At 36.6% G+C, this 25,256-nt stretch carries 28 protein-coding genes; 8 read left to right on the top strand and 20 right to left on the bottom strand.

Features of this window, described 5'->3' with window-relative positions; all coding sequences use genetic code 11:
• The first annotated feature begins 187 nt into the window (after positions 1-187).
• The gene (locus LDM92_RS09150) at positions 188-1,108 is read left to right on the top strand and encodes an NAD(P)/FAD-dependent oxidoreductase (protein ID WP_238480665.1); all 921 of its coding nucleotides are present in this window, start codon (positions 188-190) and stop codon (positions 1,106-1,108) included.
• A 9-nt stretch (positions 1,109-1,117) separates the two neighbouring features.
• A complete protein-coding gene (locus LDM92_RS09155; RefSeq protein ID WP_223902974.1) occupies positions 1,118-1,774 on the top strand; it encodes a VTT domain-containing protein in 657 nt (218 codons plus the stop codon).
• A gap of 111 nt (positions 1,775-1,885) precedes the next feature.
• On the opposite strand, the gene LDM92_RS09160 is transcribed toward LDM92_RS09155, so the two are convergent.
• From LDM92_RS09160 to LDM92_RS09180, 5 genes are read right to left on the bottom strand one after another with little or no spacing between them, the layout of a single operon-like run.
• A complete protein-coding gene (locus LDM92_RS09160; RefSeq protein WP_223902975.1) occupies positions 1,886-2,494 on the bottom strand; it encodes a TIGR01906 family membrane protein in 609 nt (202 codons plus the stop codon).
• The gene (locus LDM92_RS09165; RefSeq protein ID WP_223902976.1) at positions 2,491-3,267 is read right to left on the bottom strand and encodes a TIGR01457 family HAD-type hydrolase; all 777 of its coding nucleotides are present in this window, start codon (positions 3,265-3,267) and stop codon (positions 2,491-2,493) included. Before LDM92_RS09165 ends, LDM92_RS09160 begins: the two co-directional genes overlap by 4 nt.
• The gene (locus LDM92_RS09170) at positions 3,268-3,846 is read right to left on the bottom strand and encodes a YutD family protein (protein ID WP_223902977.1); all 579 of its coding nucleotides are present in this window, start codon (positions 3,844-3,846) and stop codon (positions 3,268-3,270) included.
• On the bottom strand, positions 3,815-5,221 hold the full coding sequence (locus LDM92_RS09175; RefSeq protein ID WP_223902978.1) for a bifunctional metallophosphatase/5'-nucleotidase: 1,407 nt from the start codon (positions 5,219-5,221) through the stop codon (positions 3,815-3,817). Before LDM92_RS09175 ends, LDM92_RS09170 begins: the two co-directional genes overlap by 32 nt.
• Positions 5,222-5,232: 11 nt before the next feature.
• The gene (locus LDM92_RS09180; protein WP_045927662.1) at positions 5,233-5,565 is read right to left on the bottom strand and encodes a hypothetical protein; all 333 of its coding nucleotides are present in this window, start codon (positions 5,563-5,565) and stop codon (positions 5,233-5,235) included.
• A gap of 85 nt (positions 5,566-5,650) precedes the next feature.
• Between LDM92_RS09180 and LDM92_RS09185 the strand changes: the two genes are divergently transcribed.
• The gene (locus tag LDM92_RS09185) at positions 5,651-7,039 is read left to right on the top strand and encodes a glycerophosphodiester phosphodiesterase (RefSeq protein WP_223902979.1); all 1,389 of its coding nucleotides are present in this window, start codon (positions 5,651-5,653) and stop codon (positions 7,037-7,039) included.
• A gap of 31 nt (positions 7,040-7,070) precedes the next feature.
• Here LDM92_RS09185 and LDM92_RS09190 read toward each other — a convergent pair whose 3' ends face one another.
• Positions 7,071-8,072, bottom strand: coding sequence for a substrate-binding domain-containing protein (locus LDM92_RS09190; RefSeq protein ID WP_223902980.1), 1,002 nt, complete (start codon positions 8,070-8,072; stop codon positions 7,071-7,073).
• 149 nt (positions 8,073-8,221) lie between these two features.
• Here LDM92_RS09190 and LDM92_RS09195 point away from each other — a divergent pair, with 149 nt between their 5' ends.
• Entirely contained in the window at positions 8,222-9,322 is a 1,101-nt protein-coding gene (locus tag LDM92_RS09195) for an aminopeptidase P family protein (RefSeq protein ID WP_223902981.1), read from the top strand.
• A gap of 80 nt (positions 9,323-9,402) precedes the next feature.
• On the opposite strand, the gene LDM92_RS09200 is transcribed toward LDM92_RS09195, so the two are convergent.
• Together LDM92_RS09200 and LDM92_RS09205 are read right to left on the bottom strand one after the other, a co-directional pair.
• Complete coding sequence (locus LDM92_RS09200) at positions 9,403-9,810, bottom strand: DUF1269 domain-containing protein (RefSeq protein ID WP_223902982.1); 408 nt, start codon at positions 9,808-9,810, stop codon at positions 9,403-9,405.
• Positions 9,811-9,827: 17 nt separating this feature from the next.
• A complete protein-coding gene (locus tag LDM92_RS09205) occupies positions 9,828-10,253 on the bottom strand; it encodes a DUF948 domain-containing protein (protein ID WP_223902983.1) in 426 nt (141 codons plus the stop codon).
• Between the two features lie 111 nt (positions 10,254-10,364).
• On the opposite strand from LDM92_RS09205, the gene LDM92_RS09210 reads away from it, so the two are divergent.
• Complete coding sequence (locus LDM92_RS09210; RefSeq protein WP_223902984.1) at positions 10,365-11,180, top strand: mechanosensitive ion channel family protein; 816 nt, start codon at positions 10,365-10,367, stop codon at positions 11,178-11,180.
• A gap of 90 nt (positions 11,181-11,270) precedes the next feature.
• Here LDM92_RS09210 and LDM92_RS09215 read toward each other — a convergent pair whose 3' ends face one another.
• The gene (locus LDM92_RS09215; RefSeq protein WP_223902985.1) at positions 11,271-11,885 is read right to left on the bottom strand and encodes an XTP/dITP diphosphatase; all 615 of its coding nucleotides are present in this window, start codon (positions 11,883-11,885) and stop codon (positions 11,271-11,273) included.
• A 13-nt stretch (positions 11,886-11,898) separates the two neighbouring features.
• Entirely contained in the window at positions 11,899-12,687 is a 789-nt protein-coding gene (gene murI, locus LDM92_RS09220; RefSeq protein ID WP_223902986.1) for a glutamate racemase, read from the bottom strand.
• Positions 12,688-12,756: 69 nt separating this feature from the next.
• Here murI and LDM92_RS09225 point away from each other — a divergent pair, with 69 nt between their 5' ends.
• Together LDM92_RS09225 and mscL are read left to right on the top strand one after the other, a co-directional pair.
• The gene (locus LDM92_RS09225) at positions 12,757-13,176 is read left to right on the top strand and encodes a YslB family protein (protein WP_223902987.1); all 420 of its coding nucleotides are present in this window, start codon (positions 12,757-12,759) and stop codon (positions 13,174-13,176) included.
• Between the two features lie 72 nt (positions 13,177-13,248).
• Complete coding sequence (mscL, locus tag LDM92_RS09230) at positions 13,249-13,620, top strand: large-conductance mechanosensitive channel protein MscL (RefSeq protein ID WP_223902988.1); 372 nt, start codon at positions 13,249-13,251, stop codon at positions 13,618-13,620.
• A gap of 28 nt (positions 13,621-13,648) precedes the next feature.
• Here mscL and trxA read toward each other — a convergent pair whose 3' ends face one another.
• From trxA to LDM92_RS09280, 10 genes are all read right to left on the bottom strand, one after another.
• Positions 13,649-13,960: a thioredoxin gene (gene trxA, locus LDM92_RS09235; RefSeq protein ID WP_034980713.1), complete on the bottom strand. Its 312-nt coding sequence runs from the start codon at positions 13,958-13,960 to the stop codon at positions 13,649-13,651.
• Positions 13,961-14,045: 85 nt separating this feature from the next.
• Positions 14,046-16,400: an endonuclease MutS2 gene (locus LDM92_RS09240; RefSeq protein WP_223902989.1), complete on the bottom strand. Its 2,355-nt coding sequence runs from the start codon at positions 16,398-16,400 to the stop codon at positions 14,046-14,048.
• 53 nt (positions 16,401-16,453) lie between these two features.
• Positions 16,454-16,759 (bottom strand): DUF1292 domain-containing protein, encoded by a 306-nt coding sequence (locus LDM92_RS09245; RefSeq protein WP_223902990.1) that lies wholly within the window; start codon positions 16,757-16,759, stop codon positions 16,454-16,456.
• 1 nt (position 16,760) lies between these two features.
• Positions 16,761-17,189 carry a Holliday junction resolvase RuvX gene (gene ruvX / locus LDM92_RS09250; RefSeq protein WP_223902991.1) on the bottom strand — a complete coding sequence of 143 codons (429 nt, stop codon included), beginning with the start codon at positions 17,187-17,189 and terminating at the stop codon, positions 16,761-16,763.
• Complete coding sequence (locus LDM92_RS09255) at positions 17,189-17,446, bottom strand: IreB family regulatory phosphoprotein (protein ID WP_038521496.1); 258 nt, start codon at positions 17,444-17,446, stop codon at positions 17,189-17,191. The genes ruvX and LDM92_RS09255 overlap by 1 nt, the downstream gene beginning before the upstream one ends.
• Before the next feature lie 52 nt (positions 17,447-17,498).
• The gene (alaS, locus tag LDM92_RS09260) at positions 17,499-20,138 is read right to left on the bottom strand and encodes an alanine--tRNA ligase (protein WP_223902992.1); all 2,640 of its coding nucleotides are present in this window, start codon (positions 20,136-20,138) and stop codon (positions 17,499-17,501) included.
• Positions 20,139-20,433: 295 nt separating this feature from the next.
• Entirely contained in the window at positions 20,434-21,264 is an 831-nt protein-coding gene (gene nadE, locus LDM92_RS09265) for an NAD(+) synthase (RefSeq protein WP_223902993.1), read from the bottom strand.
• Entirely contained in the window at positions 21,261-22,739 is a 1,479-nt protein-coding gene (locus LDM92_RS09270) for a nicotinate phosphoribosyltransferase (RefSeq protein WP_223902994.1), read from the bottom strand. The genes nadE and LDM92_RS09270 overlap by 4 nt, the downstream gene beginning before the upstream one ends.
• A 76-nt stretch (positions 22,740-22,815) precedes the next feature.
• Positions 22,816-23,907: a glycosyltransferase gene (locus LDM92_RS09275; RefSeq protein WP_223902995.1), complete on the bottom strand. Its 1,092-nt coding sequence runs from the start codon at positions 23,905-23,907 to the stop codon at positions 22,816-22,818.
• Positions 23,908-23,909: 2 nt separating this feature from the next.
• The gene (locus LDM92_RS09280) at positions 23,910-24,641 is read right to left on the bottom strand and encodes a WecB/TagA/CpsF family glycosyltransferase (RefSeq protein WP_223902996.1); all 732 of its coding nucleotides are present in this window, start codon (positions 24,639-24,641) and stop codon (positions 23,910-23,912) included.
• A gap of 124 nt (positions 24,642-24,765) precedes the next feature.
• Between LDM92_RS09280 and tagD the strand changes: the two genes are divergently transcribed.
• On the top strand, positions 24,766-25,152 hold the full coding sequence (gene tagD, locus LDM92_RS09285; protein ID WP_223902997.1) for a glycerol-3-phosphate cytidylyltransferase: 387 nt from the start codon (positions 24,766-24,768) through the stop codon (positions 25,150-25,152).
• The last annotated feature ends 104 nt before the right edge of the window (positions 25,153-25,256 follow it).

Genomic DNA, 25,256 nt, shown 5'->3' on the forward strand with positions numbered 1-25,256 from the left:
TTGCCTTGCGGCTCATTGCCCGACGACAGTTATTAATACTAGCAATTATTTTTCTTTTTTGCAAGTATTTTTTACAATTTATTGAAGAGACTTACTTCTTTTTTTATGATAAAGTTGTTATATCAAGGTTTAGAGGGGAGTTTTTAAAATAAAAAATTTTGATTTAGCAATTATTGGGGCAGGTCCAGTGGGATTATTCTGTGCTAATTTTGCTCATCTTCATGGATTAAAAACTATAGTTTTTGACTCACTTGCAGAAGTTGGAGGACAACCCAAACTACTTTATCCATTTAAAAAAATTTTGGACATACCGGCTTTTAGTTCTGTTCTTGCTTTCGAATTAATCGAAAAATTACAAACTGACAACAAGCAAAATGCAACTTTTATCTTAAGTCATCCTGTCGTAGATCTTAAAAAAGCAGACAGGAAATTTATTATTGATAATAGTTTTTCTGTAAAAAGCGTAATTATTGCAACAGGAACCGGATCGTTTACTCCTAAAAAGTTTCCGCTAAAAATGGATAATGAAATCGAAAAAAGAGTTCACTACTATGTTAGAGATCCTCAGAAATTTAAAAATCAAAAAATAGGAGTCTTTGGTGGAGGTGATTCTGCTCTTGATTGGGCAACTGAACTAGCAGCTCAGCCAGGAACGAAAATTAATTTAATTCATAGAAGAAATGAATTTCGTGGTTTGGAATCCAGTATTCAAAAACTTAAAAGTTTAAAAAATGTTGAAGTACAAACGCCCTATCTTCCTAAATCAATTCAAATCAGAGATAATCTACTTAATATCGGTTTAAAAGAAATGGGAACCAGCAACATTATTCATGAACGATTTGATCAAATAATAGTTGGCTATGGCTTCCGTGCTAATAACCAATTTGTAAAAAAGTGGGGTGTCAACTTAAACAATAATCAAATTGAAGTATCACACTCTATGGAAACAAACATATCCGGCATCTATGCAATTGGTGATGTATCAACGTATCCCGGACGTGTACCTCTTATTGGACTTGGATTTGGAGAGGCACAAATTGCAATTACTACAATTATGCGTGCGCTTTTTCCCGAAAAGACCTTAACAATTCATTCAACCAGTATTTAGGAGATGTTTATGACAATAATCAATTTTATTCTGCATATCGACCATCATCTGATTGAAATAGTTAATCAGTTTGGCAATTGGACATACTTGATTATCTTTGCCATTATTTTTATTGAAACTGGATTAGTTATTTTCCCTTTTTTACCAGGTGATTCACTAATTTTTGCTGCGAGTTCTTTAGCAGTTAACCCAGAATATAATTTGAACATTTGGTGGATTTATTTTTCAGTATTGCTTGCGGCTATCTTAGGCGATGCTTGCAATTATGAAATAGGGGCTTGGTCTGTAAGACAAGGTACAAAACATACTTGGTTTAACAGGCTGATTAACCAAAAAAATCGTCTGGCCGCTGAAAACTTTTTTAACAGACACGGCCCAATCACGATTGTTATCGGCAGATTTATTCCTTTTATTAGGACATTTGTTCCTTTTATCTCTGGTGGCAGCAATATGCACTATGGCAAATTTGCTCTTTATAACGTAATTGGTGGAATAATCTGGAGTGGCCTATTTACGATATTGGGCGCATTCTTTGGTAACATACCATTTGTGAAAGAGCATTTCTCAATGTTGCTAATCGCAATTATCCTAATTTCTGTTTTACCGATCTTAATAGTTGCAATAAAAAAACGAATTAAAAACAAAGAGTCTGAGAAAAAACTCTAACCTAACTAAAAAAGGCCGACAAATCACGTCAATAAAACGTTGATTTGTCGGTCTTTTTAAATTGTGAAATTTTTTAATTTAACTTCAAAGAACACTTTTTTCCCAGACTTTTTATTTTTGCAACAATTTATTAGCAAAATACAGTTCATAAACAATACCCGCAATTGCAAAACAAGATGCAAAAAAACCTTCAGTGAGGACATTAATAATTGGATCTGTCACTGGATCAAATAGCCAGGTATTGCTGCCTGCAAAAAATAAATGATGAAAAGTGATAAAAAAATTGTCAAAATTAGTCAGTGCAAATGGCAACATTGCAACTGGCAGCAATAAAAACAATAATGCCCATACTTTATTTAAACGCAAAAATTTTTTATTTCGTCTTTGACACCAAAAAAGTATTATTAAACAACACAGAAAAGCAATAATTGCCAATACAAACAATTTTTTGACATCTGCAAAATGACCTGCAGCCATTGAGGAAGTAGGCAAATTACTCATTCGCAATTTACGCTTAAAGGGCCAAATTAAATACCACATTAATTGATCGTAATTGCTCATTACTTGGCCAATTGACAAATTCACTGTTTTATTCGTTTTTTGCACCAAAACAAAGACAAATAATAAGGGCCAACTAGCAACCAGTGCCGTTACAACACTAGTAGAAACAGCAAAAATAAAATGGTAAATAATAGTTAGGATATTATTTCTTTTATTCATAATTTAACCTGATCTAAGCTGTCAACCAAAATTGTAGGTTGCTTTTTACCGTCAATATCCGCAACTTGTGTAATACCGGTAGTTACCAGCAATTGGTCAACATGGCTGTTAAACCCTGCCTTGATATCAGTATCGTAATTGTCACCTACTAAAAGCGTATCTTTTTTAGCAAAATGAAATTTATCTAACAACATATCAATAATCACAGAAGATGGTTTTCCAATAAAAAACGGCTCTTGTCCACTTGAAGCTGCAATCATTGCACACTGAGAACCATTGCCAGGCATTAAACCTTTTTCACTAGGCAAATTTAAATCCGCATTAGTACCAATAAATGTAGCTCCTTTTCTTATTGCACTCACAGCTACTTGAATTTTATGGTAAGTCAAATCCGTATCCATCCCGACCACAACGTATTCTGGATTAGAATCATTAAGCTCAAAAGCTGGGTTTTGCATAAATTCACGCCATAATCCAATTTGGCCAATTATATAAACACCAATTTTGTTGGTGCGCTTTTTTTCATTATTTAGAATATAACTTACTGTTGCCATACACGGCGTATAAATATGTTCAGTATCAGTTTGGACGCCATGAATTTTAAGCTTATCCACTACCATTTCCGGAGTGCGAGTCGTATTATTAGTCAGAAAAATATAGTCCTTATGCTTTTGCTCAAGACGCTTAACAAAACGGACCCCAGAAGCAATAGTTTCCTTACCGCGATAAATCGTGCCATCGAGATCGATTAAAAATAAACGGTAATCTTTCACTTACTTACCGCCCTTTCTTTTTTTAATTACAAAAGAATGATGGTTTGCTCGTTCCTTTTTAACGGCTACTGTTTCAGGTCTTTTGATTCTATTCGGACGCACATGATAGCTTTTAAAAGATTTATTCAGTTTTCTTCTATGCAAACCCTGCGCCTTGTTCTTAAACGAATTTTTCCGCCTTTTTCTTTTATTGTAATGATAATGATGCACTGGACTTAAAAGCTGTAGAACAAAATATGGTCCACCCGGATTGCAATATTCTAGTAAATAGTCAGCAATAGTCTGCTTTTTTCGATCTATTGCTGTTTGGGCATTATCCTGGTAGAAACCCTTTAAACGCAAATGTTCACTTGATACATCACCTACAATAAAATCATATTGATCTAAATAAGGATCATATTTTTGACGCAACAGCTCAAGGTCAAGTGCTTCATTCTTATTAACCACAACCTGATAAAGTTGTTTATTTATTTTCAGCTGATCATTATTTAGGCTTACAACAGCCAAGGGATGCCGCAATGGTTGATCCCGTTCAAATTTATTATCTTTAGCTTTTCTGTGGCTCGTTTGCTCTACCATTATTTTCACTTCCCGCTAACGGATATTTTTTTGCTAAATAATCTCCTATCACTTCACGCAAAAATTTGGGAAATAAGAAATCATTATCACCAACTATTGCCAAAGTAGGGAAAAAAGGCACTAGAACATAATGATCCAAAACAGCAATTTGATATTCCTGGTAGGGATCGACTTCTTTGCCATTTACAAAAACTACTCTACTCATAGGATCAAACTTGATTCCTTTGTAGTACATTTGACCAAAAATTTTCCCGCGAAAACTCATGCCCTGCAAAGGAAACTTGTCTAAAAAGTGCCTATTTTTTTCAATTTCCATAATCAGGCGCCACAAATCACTGCCCTTTAAAGTAGAGCGTACAACATGCATGGAATGTGGCAGAGCCCTTTGTAAGTCAAAATTAGTTAAAATACCCTTTTTAAATGGTGTTAAAAAAAGACCTGAACTAAGCATAGCTAAATTTGTTCCGGCAAAATTTGCAATAGCATCCATAGAAACCTGAAGGGCAGCCTCACGGTCATTATCATATTTTTCAGGCAAATCAGCCACAAGTTCATGACTTAAAATTTCTTTTCCCTTTTGCCTGTAGCCTAAAATAGTTTCCTCATCATCTAAATTGGGCTTCATCAAACTGGTGGGCACAACATGTGGAATGATTTTTTGCACATGATGATTATCATCGATTTCCATATAAGTGTTCCCCACATAATTACCCCATTTACCTGTTTGAGTAATCCAGACATTTTCCACCTTTTTACCATGTGGCAACAGGTCATGACTGTGTCCGCCCACAATCAAGTCAATTTGAGGATAATTTCTAGCTAAAAAAGTATCCATATTTAAGCCAATATGAGTTATTAAAATTAACACATCATACTGACCCTTCATTTTTGGCAAAACACCGTCCATTGTTTCTTTCAACATTTTAACGTGCCAGTGATTAGGTTCATAAGAAAGAGGATAAGCTGCAGTCAGACCAATTAGACCAATTCGAGTGCCCTTTTTGGTAAGTAAAATTTTATCTTGAACAGCCCAATGAGGCATTGAACCGTCTTCCTCGCGCAAATTCGCTAAAATAACGGGAAAATTAGCATGGTCAAATAATTTTTCCACTACGCAATGTGAATTGGAAATCCCTTCATTGTTGCCAATAGTAATTGCATCATAATGAAAAGAGTTCATTAACTTAATATTAGCTTGACCATATGTCGCATCAGTCAAAGGATGAGAACGATCCATGAAGTCTCCCGCATCAAAAGTAAAAATTTGATCGACAGATTTATCTTTTTGAGCTTCCCGCAAATACCGGCCAATTTTGGGGAAATGTTCGAAATGTGAATGTAAATCATTAGTGTGTAAAATGCGAATTTTTTCCATTATCATGCTCTCTATCCAATTTGATTAGATTTCAAAACCATATTATATGCATCTAGGACTTTTCCCTTTGGCTTTTTCCATTCCACCCAATCAGGATTTTTCCAGTCATCTTCATTAGTCAAAGTTTCAAGTTTGTAGTTTTCATTAATATATTTTTCATAGGTAATAAGGGCCTTAGTACGTGGAATATTCAATTGCAAAATTCGCACGCTTTTAATTTTTCCACGATCTGCGGCAAGTTCAGCTATTCCATTTTGATCAATATTGGAAATTTCAAAATACTTACTGCCATCGTTGCGCACAATTTCTTCAATTAAATCCAACTCTTCATATTGTTCATTCATCAATATCCCCCGCATAAATTAAATCTGTGACATGTAGCAAAAAATGTGCAACCATGCTATTGTAGTTAACAATAGAGGTGTACACATGAAATATCAAAGCCAATTAATCAGGGCTCTAGTTTTTAGCATCATTTTTATTACAACCTGTGGTTTTACTGTGGTCGGCCATCGCGGAGATCCCAGCAAATATCCTGAAGAAACTATTCAAAGTGACAACTCTGCCTTTAATTCGGGTGCTGATTATGTTGAACTTGACCTCCATCTTTCTGCAGATGGGGAGTTAGTTGTTTCACACGATGATGACTTGTTTCGCGTGACCCATACACATGCAATTGTATCACAAAATAATTGGCGAGCACTTAACGAGTTAACCTATGACAACGGTGAACATGTCATGAGTTTACCACAAATATTTGATTACTATCAAAAAAGACCAAATACAAAATTTATTCTCGAAACCAAAATAGATCATTCTTCAGATCCATCTTATGAATTAGAAGATCAGATTGCAGCGACTATCAAAAAGTATCATATGGAGAAACGGGTTATGATCCATTCTTTCTCAGTTGCCAGCTTGTTTCACTTCCGTAAAATTATGCCAGACGCCTATTTAATCTTAATTGTGGGCAGCCTTAAAAGAATAAATTTTAGTAATTTACCCCAGGTAAATGCCGTTAATGTTTCTTCTGATTTAATTTTAAATCATGCCTGGCTGATACATTGGCTGCATCAGCTAAATAAACAGGTTTTTGTGTGGACTGAAATGGATGAATCCCCTGATTTATGGCAATGGCTAATTAACAAAAATGTTGATGGCGTCGTAACTAACTTTCCGAGTACTGGTTTCAAATACAAATTGGCAAAGGAAGGTACTAAAAAGTACGATATTCATCGCAGTGGCAGTTATTTAGGTAAAAAGAAGACTAGGACTATGATCAACCCTTATGTGCGGGATAAGCAAAATAAATTTGTTTATCCGGGGCAAAAATTTGAGGTAATGTACGGGGTCAGAGCCCATAACCAGCTTTACTATCAAATTGCCAACCAGACTTTTATCTCGGCAGAATTTGTTAACATGGATTTAAAGCCTGAAGATATCGCACCTTATCAAAATAAGCAAGTGTTAGCCAAACCTCAACAAGATGTTCATGTTTACCGTTTTCCTGATAATCAATCAAAGACTAACAAAGTTTTACCTGATAATACTTTGTTAAAAATAGAGAACTTCAATGGCAGTCCCAAAAGTTTATGGCTGTATACATCCTTAGGCTGGGTCAAAGCACAAGATATTCTGTTCTACGGCTTTTTTGACCAAACCAGTTGGCAAGATTATCGTCATTTACCACGCATGAGTCGCTATTCCAATATTGCCTTAACTCCTTATTTGCCATTACAATCTGCTAAACCGCTAAATACTTGGCAGCAGATAAAACAAATTCAAAAATTAACCACTAAAAAAGTGCTGCATGACTAACATGCAACACTTTTTATATAATAAACGATTTTTACTCATTTGTTGTACTTTGTTTTTTCAATATTTCATAAGGCAGTTCAATCTGGGTTTCTGGTACTTCTTCATTATTCATTAACTTAGTGAGCATTCTCATTGCTACTGCGCCAATATCATAAAGTGGTTGCCGAATAGCTGTCAAAGCGGGACGTACAACTGATGCAATTTGCGTGGCACTTGCTGTAATTATTTCTAATTCTTCCGGTACTTTTTTACCAGCATCAATTGCTGAATTCAAAATTCCGACAGCAGTGACATCACGGGTTACAATTACACCATCGACACCATCGTGATCTAACTGAGACAATAAATTATAACCATCAGAATGATCTTTAACATTAGAATAAATGTGACCCTCACCTAAATTATGATCAGCCATGAATTTCTTGTAAGCTGGAATTCTGTTTTGTACGTTAACTACAGTATCAGGATTGCCTATAACTAAAGCCAAGTTCTTTCTACCATCATTATAAAGAAGGTTTAAAGCTTCGGTATCGGCCTTTTTATAATCTATAGCAACCGACGGGAATTCACTATGACTATCTTTAGTCCCCGCCAGAACTACTGGAGTATCAGTACGCTTAAATGCTTCAACCGCTTCTTCAGGCAATGTATCCGACATGTAAATTACGCCATCAACCTGTTTATTAAGCAGCCCTTGAATCGCCTGGTCTTCTCTCATCAAACGGTTTTCAATACTGGTAATAATAATATTATATTTGTATAAAAGAGCAATATCATCAATACCTTTTGACAATTCTGCAAAATAAAGGTTGGTTAAATCTGGCACGATTAAACCAACCGTAGTAGTTCTCTTAGACGCAAGTCCTTGTGCTACTGCATTGGGCTGATAGTGCAAACGGTTGATTACTTTCATTACTCGATCGCGCGTATCTTTACGCACATTTGTATTGCCGTTAACTACTCGTGAAACTGTGGCCATCGAGACTTTAGCCTCACGAGCTACATCATAAATTGTAATATCTTGTTTACGCATTCTTGGTTCCCCCATCTTATTTTTACTATTATAGAATTTATCATCTTTTCTTAAAAAGTGCAAACGTTTACAACTATTCTTTCATTTTTTCAAGGCAAGAACATGATATACTTTCTTTAACTGAAAATTCAAGATGGAAGGAAGAAGCTATGAATTTAACAAAATTACAAGAATGGCTGCAAAGTTCTGATAAGGATGTAGCCTATATTTCTAACCCAACTACGATTGCCTACTTTACTGGATATGATATGGAACCCCATGAACGAATTTTTGCCCTTTTAGCATTTAAGGATCAGGATCCGTTTATGTTTGTGCCAGCTTTAAACGTTGAAGAAGCAAAAAACTCTGCTTGGAACGGTGACGTTTACGGTTATCTGGATTCAGAAAATCCGTGGAAAATTATTGCTGACAAGGTAAAAAGCAGAACAAAAGAGTATCAAAAATGGGCTGTAGAGAAAAACAACCTTTCTGTTTCCCACTACCAACTCATTCACGCACAATTTCCAGATGCAAATTTTGACGGTGACGTTTCGAATTTTGTTAATAAAATTCGCCTTTATAAAACTCCTCAGGAAATTAAAGAATTGCAAGCTGCAGGACGTGAAGCAGATTTTGCATTTCAAATTGGCTTCGATGCTATTAAAGAAGGCGTAACTGAGAGATACATAGCAGGACAAATTGAGTATCAGCTCAAAGTGCAAAAAGGAGTAATGCATGAAAGTTTTGAAACTATTGTGCAGGCTGGTGCCAATGCTGCAAATCCTCATCTAGGTCCTACTATGAATAAAGTTAAGCCAAATGAATTAGTTCTTTTTGATCTGGGTACTATGCACAATGGTTATGCTTCAGATTCTAGTCGTACTGTTGCTTATGGCGAGCCAACGCCTAAGGAAAGAGAAATTTATGAAATTGATCGTGAAGCTCAACAAGCTGCTATCGATGCGGTCAGACCTGGCATGACAGCTTCTGAACTCGACAGTGTTGCCCGGGATATCATTACAAAAGCCGGCTATGGAGAATATTTTATTCACCGTTTAGGTCATGGCATTGGCAAGGAAGTTCACGAATACCCGTCAATTGTCCAAGGTAATGACCTCATAATTGAGGAGGGTATGTGTTTTTCAATTGAACCCGGAATTTACATTCCAAATGTTGCGGGTGTCAGAATTGAAGATTGCGGAGTCGTTACTAAAGATGGTTATGAACCATTTACTCACACCAGTAAGGAACTCAAAGTCCTGCCTCTTTAAACAAGAATTTAACTTACTTGACCACATAAAAATGGCACTAGCAGCAATATCTCATCTGCTAGTGCCATTTTTTATTAATTTTATGGTCTGGAATATGGGTCAACTGGTGCATCAGATGGACCTTCTGGTTTTGGAGGCTCCGGTTGATTAAAATCATCATTTGATTCTGCATGATGCAGATCATTCGCTACATCTTGAGCATGATCTTTTTGTTGAGCATCATCATCTTTTGAATTATCAATAACGATATCATCAAAATCCTTTAGTTCTGAATCATCTTCTACATTTTTAGGGAATGAAGCCAGTTGATTCTTCACAATTTCGGTACCGTTATCATATTTCTTCTTTAAATCCTGAACAGTTTCATTGTTCTTAACTTTTTTCTTTAATTCGTCGATTTGGTCATCACTCACTAAGAGAGAACCAGCAAGAAACCCTGCTGCAGTCCCGACAATAGTACCCAAAACAAAACTTACAAACTTTTTCATAAAAGTAACTCCTTTTACTAATCTTCACCTTTACGTCGCTTATGCCGTGCAAACACCGATGCTAAAGCAGATGACATCAATCCGTTACGTTTCCAATGAAAATTATTGAAACGTTTTGCCATTTTTCTGGTAGAGGTATTAACATCTGAAACGCTTTCGCCTAGATCAGCTGCTGCCTGAACAACAGGATCAATAGTTTTCATTTTAACATTAACATCTGCTAACAGGACATTGGTTTTGTCCAGCAAATCTCCTGTCTGATGCAGTAAACCATTAACATCTTCAGAAATTTGCTGAATAGACTCGTTAGCACTTTGGATTGCTTTTTCAGCTTCTCTAGTCGCCTTTGCGGCACGAATAAGCACTGGAATTGTGAAAAGTACTAAAATTAATAATGCAATGGCAGCAATCAACCCTGCTAATGCACCATAAGAAAATTTCATCTTTTACCTCCAATTCTATACCTAAAAAAAGTCTAGCATGAAAATGCTTTAATCTCAATCCATATGTCATATTTTGTTATAGTTAATATGTATATACGAAAGGTAATTACCATGAATAAAATATTTCAAATCAACAAAAACGTACTCAAATTTAATTGGGATAGAGTAGGCGAACAAGTTTTGGCAATTGTCTGGCAGCTAGCAATTTCATCCCTAGTTTTTTATTTAATTGATCATTTTGGCAAAAAAATTATCAGCCACTATTTAAAACGCAGTAAAAGAAAACAAAATAAGAGAACGCAAACTGTAACAGCATTAATTAACAGTATTTTTGAATATACGGTAATCTTTTTTTATTTATTCGCAGTTTTATCGATTTTAGGCATTCCTGTTGGAACTCTGCTTGCAAGTGCCGGTATTTTTTCATTAGCTTTAGGTATGGGCGCACAAGGATTTGTGAGTGATTTGGTCAACGGCTTTTTCATCTTAAGCGAAGATCAGTTTGATGTAGGTGACATTGTTTCTATCAACAACCAAACGGGTGTTGTAGTTCAGTTGGGTCTAAGAACTACCAGGCTTAAAGGATCTGATGGTTCTATTATCTACATACCCAACCGCAACATTTCAATTGTCCAAAATCTGGCTCACGGCGGTATTGGTTTGGATATAACAATGCAGCTTAAAGCCAATAATGATTTTGCAAAAGTTCATGATCTTATTAGCCAAATAAATAATAAATTGAGTACTAATTTTAGTTTCCTAGTGCAAGAACCTAAAATAGTTGGGATCACGGAACAAACAGCACAGACTGTCAATTATGTTGTTCATTTTCAAGTTAAACCAGGTCACGAAAAAGAAGTTCAAGATGAGTACCTAACACAATACTTAAAAGTTTTACCAGAAAATAAAATTTTACTAGCAGAATAAAACAAAAACTGATAAACATCACATAAGGCAAATTCAGCGAAATTATTATTCTTGTTGAAATATTGCTTGAGATTTTTATCAGTTTTTTACTTATTCAAATTGAGCCAGCCAATTAGGTAATTCTTTGAGCAATTGAGATATCGCTTTTCCCCGATGAGAAAGACTATTTTTTTCAGCAACTGTCATCTCTGCAAAAGTTTTTTGCTTTTCAGGCACATAAAAAAGTGGATCATAGCCAAATCCATCATCGCCCTGAGGAGCTGGCAATATCAATCCTTCGCATTGCCCTGAAACAACCAAATCATGGTCAAAATGACCAGGTTTAGACACTACGATTGTAGTGTTAAATCTAGCAGTCCGTTTCTTTAAGGGTACTCCACCAAGTTCTGCCAGCAATTTGGCATTATTTTTTTGGTCATTATGTTCGGGACCGGCAAAACGCGCAGAATGAACTCCGGGAGCACCATCAAGTGCGTCAACGATTAATCCAGAATCATCAGCTATTGTTAACATATGACTATAATTTGCTAATTCATGAGCCTTAAGCTTAGCATTTTGCACAAAAGTTATTCCATATTCATCAACTACAGGCGGTCTATCTAAATCAGCATTGGTTTTGAGGGCAACATTAATTGCAGCCGCTTTAAAAGCTGATTTTAGCTCCTTGACTTTTCCTTTATTGGTGGTGGCAAATAATACTTCCATTTTTTCTCCTTTACTAAAGGTGCTGTGCACTAAATTTCTGATCCTGTAATACTTTTTTACCAAGCTCATCAAACATTTTAATATCACCTGTAGTATAATACTCGTGCTTTCCTTTAACTGAACTATCAGTGAACATCTGATCACGTTTCATAATATTATATGTATATTGGGCAACTTGATCGGCAGGGTCAATTATTTGTACATCTGGTTTCAAGCACTGGGCAAATTCATTGCGAATAATCGGATAATGAGTACATCCTAAGACCAGAGTATCAACACTTAAATTGTTTATTGGTAATAAAATCTTTTTAAGTGCTGCCATATAAGCTTGATGTCCCGCATTGGTTTCAATTAGAGGTACAATTTGAGGGGCAGCTATTTCGTTCACAGTTATTTCGGCGTCACGTGTCTGAATTTCCTTTTGATATGCATGTAAGCCGACAGTCATCTTGGTGGCCACGACCGCAACATTTTTGTTTTTGGTCGCATTTGCTGCTGCAACGGCACCTGATTGGATTACGCCTATAATTTGCGGTTCAATCTCTTTTTGAATAGCTTTCATAGCTACTGCCGTGGCTGTATTACAAGCAAAAATAATCAACTTGACGTTTTTGCTCAGCAAAAAGTTAACACTCTGCTTAGTAAGTGCAATAATTTCTGCTTTAGACTTATCACCATAAGGAATATGAGCATTATCACCAATAAAAACGGTCGCCTCGTATGGCATTTTGGCAATAATTTTTTTGACTACTGTCAACCCGCCAACACCAGAATCTAGCAAGCCGATTGGTCGGTTATCCATTATAAAAGTCTCCCCTAAATAATTTATACTTCAGTCAATTTTACGGTAAAATAAAAGAAAATAAAAGGGATGAATTTCTTTATGCAAAACAATAACGAGCAACACGAACATGTTTATTTTGTGAATCAACTTTATCGTGATTTCTTATTGCCAACAATTTTAGGTGAAGACAATGAAGCAATTCTTTATTGGGGCGGTAAACGAATTGCCCGTAAATATGATTTGTTGTCATTTGAAGACGTGGTTAGTTTCTTTGCAACCACAGAATTTGGCCACTTAGAAAAAACAAGAACCCATCGCAGCGAAGAGATATTTAAACTCAAGGGGCAAAATGTGACCGATCGGATTAACAGTGGCAGCCAAGAGTTTTCGCTTGAGGCCGGCATCATTGCAGAAGCAATTGAAAAGGAAACTGGTCGCACAACTGAGTGCGAAATCAAAGTTGATGAACGAAAAAAAGAAGTTAAATTAATTGCTAAGTTTGATTAAACTTCCAGAAACAAATAATTTAGTCTTTTGCTATTTTTGCAATATGATTAAAGTAAGAATGGAGGAAATAAAATGCTTAGAGAATTTAAAGAATTTATTCAACGTGGTAATGTTATTGATCTGGCTGTGGGTGTAATTATTGGTGGAGCTTTTACCAACATTGTTAATTCATTGGTAAACAATTTAATTAATCCCCTTTTGGGTTTATTTATCGGACGAATCGATCTATCCAATTTGGTATTTAAAGCCGGTGGGGCCACATTTAAATACGGTGAGTTTATCAATACTGTAATTAATTTCCTGATTATAGCATTCATAGTTTTCTTACTAGTCAAAGCTGTCAATAAAGTAATGAGGCATAATGATCAAAAGCAACCTGCTGGTCCATCTGCTGAAGACTATCTCAAAGAAATTCGGGACTTATTAAAAGAAAAAAGCAATTAAAAAAATTCCTGCACAAGCAGGAATTTTTTTATTTTGTGTATTGATCTAAAATCTGACTCAGTTTTGCTTTTGGAGTATAGCCGGTAATCCGGTCCACAATTTCACCATTCTTTTTAATTAATAAAGTGGGAATGGCCATTACTCCCAAAGAGCTTGGTACTTCTTTATTTTGATCAACATCCATTTTGGTAAATTTAACGTCTTGGCGCTCTTCAGCCAGTTCATCAACAACTGGTGATTGCATTTTACAAGGACCACACCAGGTTGCCCAAAAATCTGTTAAAACTACACCGTCTTTTGTTTCTTCTTCAAAGTTTTGATCTGTAAGCTCATCAACCATGAAAAACCCTCCTTTAAGGAAAAAATAGTTATCTATTGATATTTTCATTATAGCAAGCAGACTTACTTTTTACAAGTAAAGCATTTTATTGTAAATGAACAATAGTAGCACCATTACCGCCCTCATTTGCCGGAGCGTAGTTATAACTTTTCACATGCTTGCTTGATTTTAAATACTGCCAAACGCCTTTTCTAATTGCACCGGTGCCAATGCCATGAATAATCGTGACAACATCAAGCCCTGCAAGCAGTACAGAGTCAATATACCGATCGAGATTAGTCATCGCTTCATTATAACGCTGACCGCGCAAGTCAAGCTCACTTCTCACATTGCTCCGCCTGCGTGCACTAACAGCGCCAACTTGCTGGTGGACTCGCGAATCTTTTTGGGACCCAACTTTTTCAATGTCGCGATCACTGACTTTAACTTTTATGATGCCCATTTGGACTTCATATTCATGTTCGGATAATTTTTTAGTAATAGTGCCAGTTTGTCCATAAGACAGTACTTTTACCTTATCGCCCACATTGACATGATGACGTCTTTTTTCACGTTGCAAAACGCGATTATGAGCCAAATTTTCATTTTGCCGTGCAAGTTGATTAAATTGACCTTTAGCTGCAATCACTTCATTTTGTTTAACTTCGCCCTTTTGCTGTTCAAGCTGCTCTATGATCTTATCAGCCTTTTTGCGACTTTTAGCGACTACTTCATTGGCTCTTTCTTGTGCAAATTCCAACTGCTTTTGCACACGCTGATTATACCAATCCAAAGCCTGTTGTAACTTTAGTTCAAGTTTCTTAGCTCGATCAAAACTAGTTGTTAAATGACTGCGAGCATCTGAAGCAGCTTTAGTTTGTTTGGTTAACTCGGAAATCATTTGGTTAATATCAACGTTTTCATCACTCATTAACCCTTGAGCGTTTTTAACCACATCCTCACGCATCCCCAGTCTGCGAGCAATAGCAAAAGCATTACTGTGCCCTGGAATACCAATTTGTAAACGATAGGTTGGGGACAGTGTTTTAAGATCAAATTCCATAGAGGCATTAGTCGTTCTTTCCCGATTATAACCATAAAGTTTAAGTTCTGGGTAATGTGTGGTAACGATTATTTTAGCCTTTTTTTGACGTAAAAAATCCAAAATACTAATTGCGAGACTGGCTCCTTCTTCTGGATCCGTCCCAGCTCCAATTTCATCAATTAAAACAAGAGTTTGAGCATTAACATTTTTCATTATTTTAACAATATCGTTAATATGTGAGGAAAAAGTACTAAGCGATTGCTCAATAGATTGTTCATCCCCAATATCAGCGCAAACGTCCCTAAAGACTCCCGCTTTACTGCCTTCTGCTGCTGGGATAAATAACCCTGACTGAGCCATCAATTGTAAAATTCCTGCAGTTTTTAAGGTAATAGTTTTTCCACCAGTATTGGGACCAGTTATCAGCATCGTATCGTAATCTTCACCAAGACGAATGTCGTTGGCAACCACTTTTTTAGGGTCGATTAAAGGATGTCGCGCTTGCAAAAATAAAAGTGACTGATCATGAGTCAATTGCGGCTCAGTTGCTTTCATAGCATGAGCCAGCTTTGCTTTGGCCTGGATGAAATCAAGCTTAACTAGAGAAGTTGCAATGGCATCTATACTGTCAACTTCTGGACGCACTAAATCAGACAGATTACGTAAGATTCGACTAACCTCTCGTCTTTCTTGTGCCAAAAGGTTTTGCTGATGGTTGTTAAGATTTAAAACTGCACTCGGCTCAATAAATAAAGTCTGACCACTGGCACTCTGATCGTGAACGACGCCACCAAATTTATTGCGGTACTCTTGCTTAACTGGAATAACATATCTTTCGTCACGAATAGTTACGATCTGTTCAGATAAATACTTGCTGCTATTTCCTTGGGTATAGCTGTCCATTTTCTCTTTGATTTCAGCATCATTGTTTTTGATTTCGCGACGTAAATGCGATAATTCAGCAGAAGCAGTATCAAGAACTTCCCCGTCAAAATCCAGCGAACGCTTAAGTTGCTTAAACAGTGACTGAGGCACGTCCAATTGCATTAAAATCGAATCTATTGCCGTTAAATCCAATTTTTCTTCATCAACATCGCTAAAAAAGTCCTTTATCTCATTTGCAAGTACTAAAACTAGTAATATGTTACCCAACTCTTTAGCGTTCAAATTTGCTTTGATCCGCAAACGTTTAATACTCGGCTTAACATCAGCAAAATCTGTTAAAGGCAGTTGCCCTTTAACACGTAAAATATCAGCTCCAGCCAATGTCTGCTTCAGTGCAAGTTCAACCTGAGCAAAGTCATTACTTGGTACAAGATTTTCAGCTGCCATTTTAGCTGGTCTAGTAATCGCCATTTGCTGCAATTGTTCAGTAATTTTTGCAAATTCTAAAATCTTTAATATTTTATCATTCATTAGTTTTTAAATTATCAATCTTGAATAAAAAAGGCTGGCCCAGCCAGTCTTTCTTATTCACCACTTAAACGGTCATCGTCCAAAAATGTGTTCAAAACTCCTTGGACCATATCCCATTCATCATCTGCTTCAATCTCGTGTAAATCACTGCTAGTGACATCACCTGCGGAATCGGAGTCATAACTAAATGCCAAAACTTCAATTTCCTCATCATCACTGGCTGCTGCCGGATAAAGCAAGACGTATGATTTATCATAGTTATCAGAATGAAATGTAAATAAAATTTCATATAATTCTTCGTTACCTTGATCATCAATCAAGGTAATTTGACGGTCATCACCGTTAACTTCTTGTGTCATATTAATCCTTTCGGTTTAGATCCAAATAATTTTGTAAAATCAAAACAGCGGCCATTTGGTCAATCACTTTTTTACGTTGGTGACGGTTGTGCATATTTGCTTGCTCAACTAAAACACGTTCAGATTCAACTGTAGTTAGTCTCTCATCAGAATAGTGCACTGGCAAACCAAACTTCTTTTCAAGCCTTTTACCGTATGCCTTACTTCGCGCAACCGCAGCGCCAGAAGAGCCGTCCATATTTTTGGGCAAACCTAAAACAAAACCCGCTGGTTCATATTGGCGCACAATCTTTTTAATTGCACGCATACCAAAATTATAACGCGTTTCATCAATAGGGATAGTTTCAAGCATTTGTGCAGTAATACCTAATTCATCACTAACTGCAACGCCTACTGTCTTTGATCCAACATCTAAACCAACTAATCGCATTATTTATCTTTTCCAAGATAATTTTTGACAAGCTCTTCAATAATTTCATCACGTTCGTGTTTTAAAATTAAATTACGAGCATCATTATGCCGTGGAATATAGGCCGGATCGCCAGACAACAAATACCCGACAATTTGATTAACTGGATTATAGCCCTTCTCTTCCAGAGCATTATAAACATCTTGCAGAGTATCATGAACGTTTTTGCCTTTATTTTCATTAAAGTCAAAGTGCATTGTCTTATCTAGCGAACTCATAATCATTCCTCCTAGCACAATTTTACTTGAAAAATAGTATAAACTCAATCAATTAATTTTTTGCAATCGCTGTAATTACTGTCTGGATAGCTTTTTTAAGGCCTTCAGGTTTTTTACCACCGGCTTGAGCCATATTTGGTCGGCCGCCACCGCCGCCGCCAAAGATTGGAGCAGCTTGCTTAATCAAGTCTCCTGCTTTAAGCCCCTTTGCTAACGCCTTATCACCTAAGCTAATGATCATATTGGCCTTGCCATCACTAGCGGTAGCTAAAATTAGCACATCTGACTTTTGGCCACTCTTCCAAGTATCAGCGAATTCACGCAAATCATTCATTCCATTAACATCAACTCTCTGCGCAATAACAGATAAATCACCGACCTGCTCTACATTATCAAAAATAGTGTTGGCTTTACTTTGATTAATTTGCAAATTCAAATCTTCGACTTGCTTTTGACTGTCATGCAAGTCTTTTTCAAGCGAATCAACCTTATCAATAATATCTTCTGGTTTAGTTGATTTTACTTCTGCCTGGATTTCATCTAATAACTCAGATCTGTTGGCTAAGTATTCATAAGCTTTCTTAGAAACAACTGCTTCAATTCTTCTCATACCTGCACCAATAGCAGATTCAGAAATAATCTTAAAAATACCAATTTGGTTAGTATTGGCACAATGAGTACCACCACAGAATTCAATAGAGAAATCTTCTATTTGGACAACCCGAACTTTATCACCGTATTTACCATCAAATAAAGCTAGAGCACCCATCTCTCTACCTGTATCTGGGTCAGTGATGGTAGTTTTGACATCAATTGCCGCCCAGATTTTTTGGTTTACCAAATTTTCAACTGACTTAATTTCTTTATCAGTCATTGGTTCAAGTGCAGTAAAGTCAAAGCGCAAATAATCGGGTTCAACCAAACTGCCGGCTTGATGAGTATGTTCACCAAGTATGCTTCTCAAAGCCGCATGCAATAAGTGCGTGGCAGTATGAGAATGACGCAGACCTTCGCGGCGAACTCTGTCGATCTTTAGAGTGTATTCTTCACCCTTTTTCAGAGGTAAAATCACATCGACAAAGTGCATATTTTGATCATTGGGCGCATGTTGCACATCAGTTACCTGAGCAACCAGTTCTCCTTCCTGATTATAGATATTACCGTGATCGGCTACCTGACCACCACGTTCACCATAAAATGGAGTCTTATCAAAAATCAAAACGGCATTATCGCCATCCGCTCTATCAACTAATTGATCATCAACTATAATATCAACTAATTTGGCGTGTTTTTCTTCATAAACGCCATATTCAAACTCTGACTTATCCTTTAAGTTCATCAGAGTTTCATCTTGAGAACTCATTGATTGCAAATTACCACGAGCTTTACGAGCACGTTCTTTTTGAGCCTTCATTTCAGCATCAAAGCCCTTTTGATCAACTTTTAAGCCTGCATCCTGTGCAGTTTCAAAAGTCAGTTCATAAGGAAAACCATAAGTATCAAATAATTTGAATGCATCTTTACCAGTAATAGTTTTATCTTCTGACTTTTGTGCACTTGCAATCAAGTCATCAAGTAGAGTTAATCCAGATTCAAGGGTTAACTGGAACCTTTCTTCCTCGTTCTTAATTACTTTGGCAATAAAGTCCTTTTGCTCTGTCACTTCCGGATAATGACTCTCCATAATTTTGCCGACTACTGGAACCAACTTGTAAAGAAACGCACCCTTGATACCTAAGCGCTGGCCATTTAAATCCGCCCGTCTGATCAAACGCCGTAAAACATAGCCACGCCCTGTATTTGATGGCAGTGCACCATCCGCAATGGCAAAACTGACAGTCCGTACGTGATCGGCAATAATCTTAAAGGCTGTCGTATCTGCCTTATTTGAACCATACTTTTTAGCTGCAGTCATCTTTTCAGTCTCGTGAATAATTGGCAAAAAGAGGTCAGTTTCAAAGTTAGTCGGTGCATCCTGTAAAATGGACAAAACACGCTCTAAGCCCATACCAGTATCAATATTCTTATGCGGTTGATCAACATATTTGCCATTTGCCAAGTGATTGTATTGTGAAAAGACGATATTCCAGATTTCCAAATAGCGGGCATTTTCACCACCAGGGAAGTTTTCCGGATCGTCTTCTGGCACATCGTTATTTTCCTGACCACGATCATAAAAGATTTCAGAGTCAGGACCACAAGGACCTTCACCAATATCCCAGAAATTTTCTTCTAATTTAACGATATGATCTTCAGGCATGCCAACTTGTAACCATATTTTTTGGGCTTCTGTATCTTTAGGATAAACTGTGCAGTATAGCTTTTCCTGATCTAAGTCAAGCCAGTCGGGACTGGTCAAAAATTCCCAAGCCCAGGTAATCGCTTCTTTTTTAAAATAATCACCCACAGAAAAGTTACCCAGCATTTCAAAAAAGGTTTGGTGTCTAGCAGTTTTACCAACATTTTCAATATCATTGGTTCTGATGGATTTTTGTGAACTAGTAATCCGATGATTTTTAGGTACTACTGAGCCGTCAAAATATTTCTTCATCGTTGCCACACCAGAATTGATCCACAGCAAAGTTGGATCATCCTGCGGGATTAAAGATTGACTGGGCAATACCATATGGCCGTGTTGCTTGAAGAAATCCAAAAACATCTGTCTAAATTCTGAACTTGTCAGTTTCTTCATCAAATATATCTCCCTTTTTGTCAAAATAAAAACACTGTTGCTTATTTTAAGGACGCCTTTAAACGCGGTACCACCTTAATTGCAACAGTGCTTGTTACCTCTTAATTAATTTTATTTATTGAACTTTAAGGAGCACTTTTTAAGCAGCAGTAAATCTTTTTCACCAGACGATTCTCTCTTTGAACTGCTAATCTTAAAAAGCATATCTTAAGTTATCAGTAATTGTACTACTTACACAGTTTTTGTCAATAATTGGTTAACTTGAAAAAATTTATAACCAAAAAATTCAATATCTCTATTTACGGTAAAAATCATCAAAAACGGTTACGGGCAAATGCCGTTTATGTTCACTCTTACGCCATAAAGATTCGATTTTTTCTGCGGCAGTTTCAGATACTGTCCGACCTTCTAAATAATCATCAACATCCTTGTAGGTAACTCCCAGTGCAGTTTCATCGGGTAAACCAGGCTTATTTTCTTCTAAGTCTGCTGTTGGCGCTTTTTGGTATAAATGCTCTGGACAATTTAAAAACTTGAGCATCTGCTTGCCTTGTCTTTTATCCAAGCGGAAAAGTGGCGTTAAATCTGCTGCGCCGTCACCATATTTAGTGTAGAAGCCGCTAAAGTTCTCGGCTGCATGATCTGTACCAACTACTGCACCATCATGAGCACCAGCAATAGCATATTGGACTACCATACGCTCGCGCGCTTTTATATTGCCTTTATTGAAATCTGTAATTTTTTGCCCAGCTTCATTCAAACTGGCTACTAAAGCATCAACAGCTGGTTTAATATTGACTGTTAAATCTTGGTCAGGCTTTTGAAAGGCCACAGCTGCTGCTGCATCTTGAGCATCAGCCTGAACGCCGTAGGGTAAACGAACGGCAATAAATTGATATGAATTGTTCCCCGTTTCCTCACGCATTTCGGAAATTGCCATTTGGCACAGTTTCCCTGCCAGCGTAGAATCTTGCCCGCCAGAGATACCCAGAACATATGATTTTAAAAAAGTATTTTCTTGAAGATAATCCTTCAAAAAATCAACTGAACGTCTAACTTCTTTTTGCGGATCAATTTCGGGTAAAACATGTTCATATTTTATAATTTCTTTTTGCAATGGCCTCATTGTACGGTATCTCCTTTGTTAATATTCGCCCGAATATCCTGAATGATATTCATTTTACTGTCATACAGATCTTGAGAAAGATCAACAGGGTATTCCTGTGGATTCAAGCTTCTTTTATATTCATCCCAAAGACCATCTAAGTTAGCTGCACAAAAGTTTTTGATATCTGTTAATTTAGGCTTATGATATTTCAATTGGCCATTTACAAAAATATCTTTTAAAAGCGGCTCAGCAGTATAATCCGTTACCACTTTATTGATATAAGTATACTGGGGATGAAACATGTAAAGTGAATCAAATTTTCGCGGATCCACACCAGCCCGTGCAATCCAGTCACCTTCATTTTTCTTTTCAGTATTAGCTGAAATACGCCAAACCTGCTTTTTACCAGGAGTTGAAACTTTTTCCACATTAGAAGAAATTTTTAATGTATCACGCATATGGTGTTGATCATCTTCAATTGAAACTAATTTATAAACGGCTCCTAAAGCGGGCTGGTCATAAGCAGTAATATATTTAGTGCCAATGCCCCAAACATCAATTTTGGCTCCCTGCATTTTTAAACTGGTAATCGTAGTTTCATCCAAATCGTTTGAAGCAAAAATTTTGGCATTGGTATAACCGGCATTATCCAGTTCGCGACGAACTTGCTTGGAAATATAAGCCATGTCACCAGAATCTATACGCACGCCTTGAAAGTTTATCCTATCACCCATTTCATTGGCAACACGAATAGCATTTGGTACGCCACTTCTGACAGTGTCATATGTATCTACAAGAAAAACGCAGTCCTTATGCGTTTCTGCATAAGCTTTAAATGCTTCATATTCACTGCCAAATGCTTCAACTAATGAATGAGCGTGCGTACCCGAAACAGGAATACCAAACAACTTACCAGCACGAACATTGCTGGTTGAGTCAAAACCACCGATATAAGCTGCACGAGTACCCCAAATTGCAGCATCTGCTTCCTGTGCACGTCTAGTACCAAATTCCATGACACCGTCGCCTTGCACGGCTAGCTTGACACGAGCAGCTTTAGTTGCCAGCAACGTTTGATAATTAATAATGTTTAAAATAGCAGTCTCAACTAATTGACATTGAGCTAATGGTCCTTCAACTTGCAGCAAAGGTTCATTGGCAAAAGCTATTTCTCCTTCGGGCATCGACCGTACCGTAAGTTTCAGTTTCAGTTGACGCAGATAATCAATAAAATCATCATCATAGCCAATTTCTTCTTTTAAATACTTCAAATCGCTTTCTTTAAATTTTAAGTTTTGTAAGTATAAAATTACGTGTTCTAATCCTGCATAAACAGAATAACCATTGCCAAACGGCTCTTTACGGTAGTAAACCTCAAAAACCGCATTGCGTTCTGAAATTCCCTTTTTAAAATAGGTATACATCATGTTAATTTCATACAAATCTGTATGAAGAGTTAACGAGTCATCTTTATCCAATTCTTGGTAAAACATTCTGTCCTCTTATAAATTCACTAATATTTTTTGTCTTATTATAAACATTTGTGGATTTTTTAACAATCTTACCAATCTATGCAATCTTTTTGTAGACCCGTAAAATACTTTCTAATTGTTGTCTTAATGAAAAATGTCGTTCAACATAACTTTTTTCACGCTGAGCCATTTCCTTAAGCTGATCTTTAGGGGTGTCTATAGCTAGTTTTAACTGGGTACAAATCGAATCTACATCACCAATATTAGCTACAAAGCCATGTTTTTGATCTGGTATCATTACTTTAATATCACCAACTGCAGTTGACAGCAGTGGCAAAAGATTATCGCTTGCTTCTAGTAAAACTAAGGGAAAACTTTCAGAATATGAGGTTAAAACCGCTAGGTCCATACGCCGATATAAATTTTTTAATTGTTTATGCGTCATAAAGCCTTGAAAAGTTACTTGTGGACCCAATTTTAATTGTTGTGCAAAATTTTTTAGAGAGTTTAACTCCCTACCATCCCCAACAATAAATAAATGAACATTGGCATTATTCAGCTTTTTGAGTGCTTGCAGCAGCAACGCCTGGCCCTTGACTTTTTCGGCTCTGGCAACATTTACTATATTAAAATTGGGATGTTCATATTTAGCAGGGATCTGACTATCTTCATGAAAAAAAGTACCATTATATATTACGTGAACTTTTTCCGGGTCAATTTTTACTTTTTTAATTAATAAATTAGCAAATCTTTTGGTAACAGCAAAAATACAATCAGCCTTACTGATTGCATGCAAATTGGCTCTGGTAAATATTTTGCCCTTCAAGCCGCGATCCGCAAAATCAAGATAGGGGTCGGAATGAATAGTTATGCACCAGTTAGCCGTAATTTTTCGCCTAATTAAAGATAGGAATAAATTTGCTCTTGGTCCGTGAGTATGAACTATATTAAAGCTTCCTTGATTAATGAAATTAGCCAGCTTATTCAAGCCACCCAAATCATAACGACTTTTTATCCCTAAAACTTGTACATCCAGCTTTGCCGTACGGGCGGCTTGAGCAACGGGACCATCGGCTAAACATAATAAAGTAAAGTTTTGTTGTTCATTTTTAGCTTCTTTGAGCAAATTAATGATATGGGTCAGACCGCCACCATTTTCGAGTCCAGCATTAACGTGCAAAACTTTCATAATTACTCTTTTCCTTTTTTGGACTGATAAACTGCGTGAACAAAATGTGGTAAAACCGCCATGCGCTTTAACCGAGAAGGATTTTTAAGAAGACGATAAAACCACTCTAAATGAATAGTCTGCCAAATTTGAGGAGCTCGTTTGACTTTGCCTGAAAAGACATCAAAACTGCCTCCTACTCCCATCATTAGTGCAGGTAGCAAATTTCTCCGTAAAACAGACAAAAGCTGTTCCTGACGTGGAGAACCCAGTGCAGCAAAAACCAGGTCTGGTTCTGTGCGCTCTATCTGATAGGCAACAAGTTCCAAATCTTCCTTAAAATAGCCATCTTCAGCTCCTACTAACTGAATATCAGAATAGTCCCGGGCAATTTTTCCTTGAATAGCATGAATTACCTCTGGACGCGCTCCGATAAGATATACTCTTAAACTGCGGTCATTTGCCAACTTCATTAACCAAGAAAACAGATCATAACCTGTTACCCTTTCCTTAAGTGGCTCTCCCAATATGTGACTTGCTTTGACAATGCCAATGCCATCAGCGGTGATATAGTCAGCATCATAAGTTAAAATCTTCATAAATTCAGGATTTTCATTAGCTGACATAACAATTTCAGGATTGGCAGTAACTATAAAGGTTGATTGATGTGCATTAATTCTGCCAACAAATTCATTTTGAAACTGGTTAAAACTTTTATTATCGAAACTAACTCCTAAAACATTTACTTTAGTCATAACTATATCTCCTAATCCTCAATTTACTTTATTTTATCAAAATAATATCCAATTGAGGATACGCTTTACCTTTTTTAAAAATATGATACTATTAACTCGTCAAATTAATAGGAGTACTGGAACTATGAAAAAAATAATTACTTATGGTACATTTGATTTATTGCATTATGGCCATGTACGCTTGCTAAAACGCGCTCGTGAATTAGGCGATTATCTTATTGTTGGTTTGTCTACCGACGAATTCAATCAATTTCAAAAACACAAGGAATCATATAATACTTACGCTGAGCGCAAATATATCCTAGAGGCTATACGTTACGTCGATCAGGTTATTCCCGAAAAAGACTGGGAACAAAAAATTAGTGATATTCAAAAATATGACATTGATACCTTTGTTATGGGTAATGACTGGGATGGTAAATTTGATTTTTTAAAACCATACTGCAATGTAGTCTATTTGCCTCGTACACCGGGAATCTCTACCACTAAAATCAAAGATGATTTAAAATAACAAAAACTCTGAGCTAACTAACAAAGTTGAAGTTAACCCCCGGAATTGGACAAAGATTCCAATTCGGGGGTTTTCTTATGTCTAAATATTTACTAAAAACAAAA

Source organism: Lactobacillus laiwuensis (assembly GCF_019972835.1).
Lineage (GTDB): Bacteria > Bacillota > Bacilli > Lactobacillales > Lactobacillaceae > Lactobacillus > Lactobacillus laiwuensis.

What these genes read in the sequence shown, in the direction of transcription:
- LDM92_RS09155 (WP_223902974.1), top strand. Translation starts at nt 1,118, where the DNA reads ATGACAATAATCAATTTTATTCTGCATATCGACCATCATCTGATTGAA.
- LDM92_RS09205 (WP_223902983.1), bottom strand. Translation starts at nt 10,253, where the DNA reads ATGAAATTTTCTTATGGTGCATTAGCAGGGTTGATTGCTGCCATTGCA.
- LDM92_RS09240 (WP_223902989.1), bottom strand. Translation starts at nt 16,400, where the DNA reads ATGAATGATAAAATATTAAAGATTTTAGAATTTGCAAAAATTACTGAA.
- murI (WP_223902986.1), bottom strand. Translation starts at nt 12,687, where the DNA reads ATGGATAACCGACCAATCGGCTTGCTAGATTCTGGTGTTGGCGGGTTG.
- LDM92_RS09255 (WP_038521496.1), bottom strand. Translation starts at nt 17,446, where the DNA reads ATGAGTTCGCTAGATAAGACAATGCACTTTGACTTTAATGAAAATAAA.
- LDM92_RS09225 (WP_223902987.1), top strand. Translation starts at nt 12,757, where the DNA reads ATGAATTTCTTTATGCAAAACAATAACGAGCAACACGAACATGTTTAT.
- LDM92_RS09245 (WP_223902990.1), bottom strand. Translation starts at nt 16,759, where the DNA reads ATGACACAAGAAGTTAACGGTGATGACCGTCAAATTACCTTGATTGAT.
- LDM92_RS09280 (WP_223902996.1), bottom strand. Translation starts at nt 24,641, where the DNA reads ATGACTAAAGTAAATGTTTTAGGAGTTAGTTTCGATAATAAAAGTTTT.
- tagD (WP_223902997.1), top strand. Translation starts at nt 24,766, where the DNA reads ATGAAAAAAATAATTACTTATGGTACATTTGATTTATTGCATTATGGC.
- LDM92_RS09175 (WP_223902978.1), bottom strand. Translation starts at nt 5,221, where the DNA reads ATGGAAAAAATTCGCATTTTACACACTAATGATTTACATTCACATTTC.
- LDM92_RS09195 (WP_223902981.1), top strand. Translation starts at nt 8,222, where the DNA reads ATGAATTTAACAAAATTACAAGAATGGCTGCAAAGTTCTGATAAGGAT.
- LDM92_RS09190 (WP_223902980.1), bottom strand. Translation starts at nt 8,072, where the DNA reads ATGCGTAAACAAGATATTACAATTTATGATGTAGCTCGTGAGGCTAAA.
- LDM92_RS09200 (WP_223902982.1), bottom strand. Translation starts at nt 9,810, where the DNA reads ATGAAAAAGTTTGTAAGTTTTGTTTTGGGTACTATTGTCGGGACTGCA.
- nadE (WP_223902993.1), bottom strand. Translation starts at nt 21,264, where the DNA reads ATGAGGCCATTGCAAAAAGAAATTATAAAATATGAACATGTTTTACCC.
- trxA (WP_034980713.1), bottom strand. Translation starts at nt 13,960, where the DNA reads ATGGTTGATGAGCTTACAGATCAAAACTTTGAAGAAGAAACAAAAGAC.
- LDM92_RS09170 (WP_223902977.1), bottom strand. Translation starts at nt 3,846, where the DNA reads ATGGTAGAGCAAACGAGCCACAGAAAAGCTAAAGATAATAAATTTGAA.
- LDM92_RS09180 (WP_045927662.1), bottom strand. Translation starts at nt 5,565, where the DNA reads ATGAATGAACAATATGAAGAGTTGGATTTAATTGAAGAAATTGTGCGC.
- LDM92_RS09185 (WP_223902979.1), top strand. Translation starts at nt 5,651, where the DNA reads ATGAAATATCAAAGCCAATTAATCAGGGCTCTAGTTTTTAGCATCATT.
- LDM92_RS09210 (WP_223902984.1), top strand. Translation starts at nt 10,365, where the DNA reads ATGAATAAAATATTTCAAATCAACAAAAACGTACTCAAATTTAATTGG.
- LDM92_RS09215 (WP_223902985.1), bottom strand. Translation starts at nt 11,885, where the DNA reads ATGGAAGTATTATTTGCCACCACCAATAAAGGAAAAGTCAAGGAGCTA.
- LDM92_RS09270 (WP_223902994.1), bottom strand. Translation starts at nt 22,739, where the DNA reads ATGTTTTACCAAGAATTGGATAAAGATGACTCGTTAACTCTTCATACA.
- ruvX (WP_223902991.1), bottom strand. Translation starts at nt 17,189, where the DNA reads ATGCGATTAGTTGGTTTAGATGTTGGATCAAAGACAGTAGGCGTTGCA.
- alaS (WP_223902992.1), bottom strand. Translation starts at nt 20,138, where the DNA reads ATGAAGAAACTGACAAGTTCAGAATTTAGACAGATGTTTTTGGATTTC.
- LDM92_RS09275 (WP_223902995.1), bottom strand. Translation starts at nt 23,907, where the DNA reads ATGAAAGTTTTGCACGTTAATGCTGGACTCGAAAATGGTGGCGGTCTG.
- LDM92_RS09160 (WP_223902975.1), bottom strand. Translation starts at nt 2,494, where the DNA reads ATGAATAAAAGAAATAATATCCTAACTATTATTTACCATTTTATTTTT.
- mscL (WP_223902988.1), top strand. Translation starts at nt 13,249, where the DNA reads ATGCTTAGAGAATTTAAAGAATTTATTCAACGTGGTAATGTTATTGAT.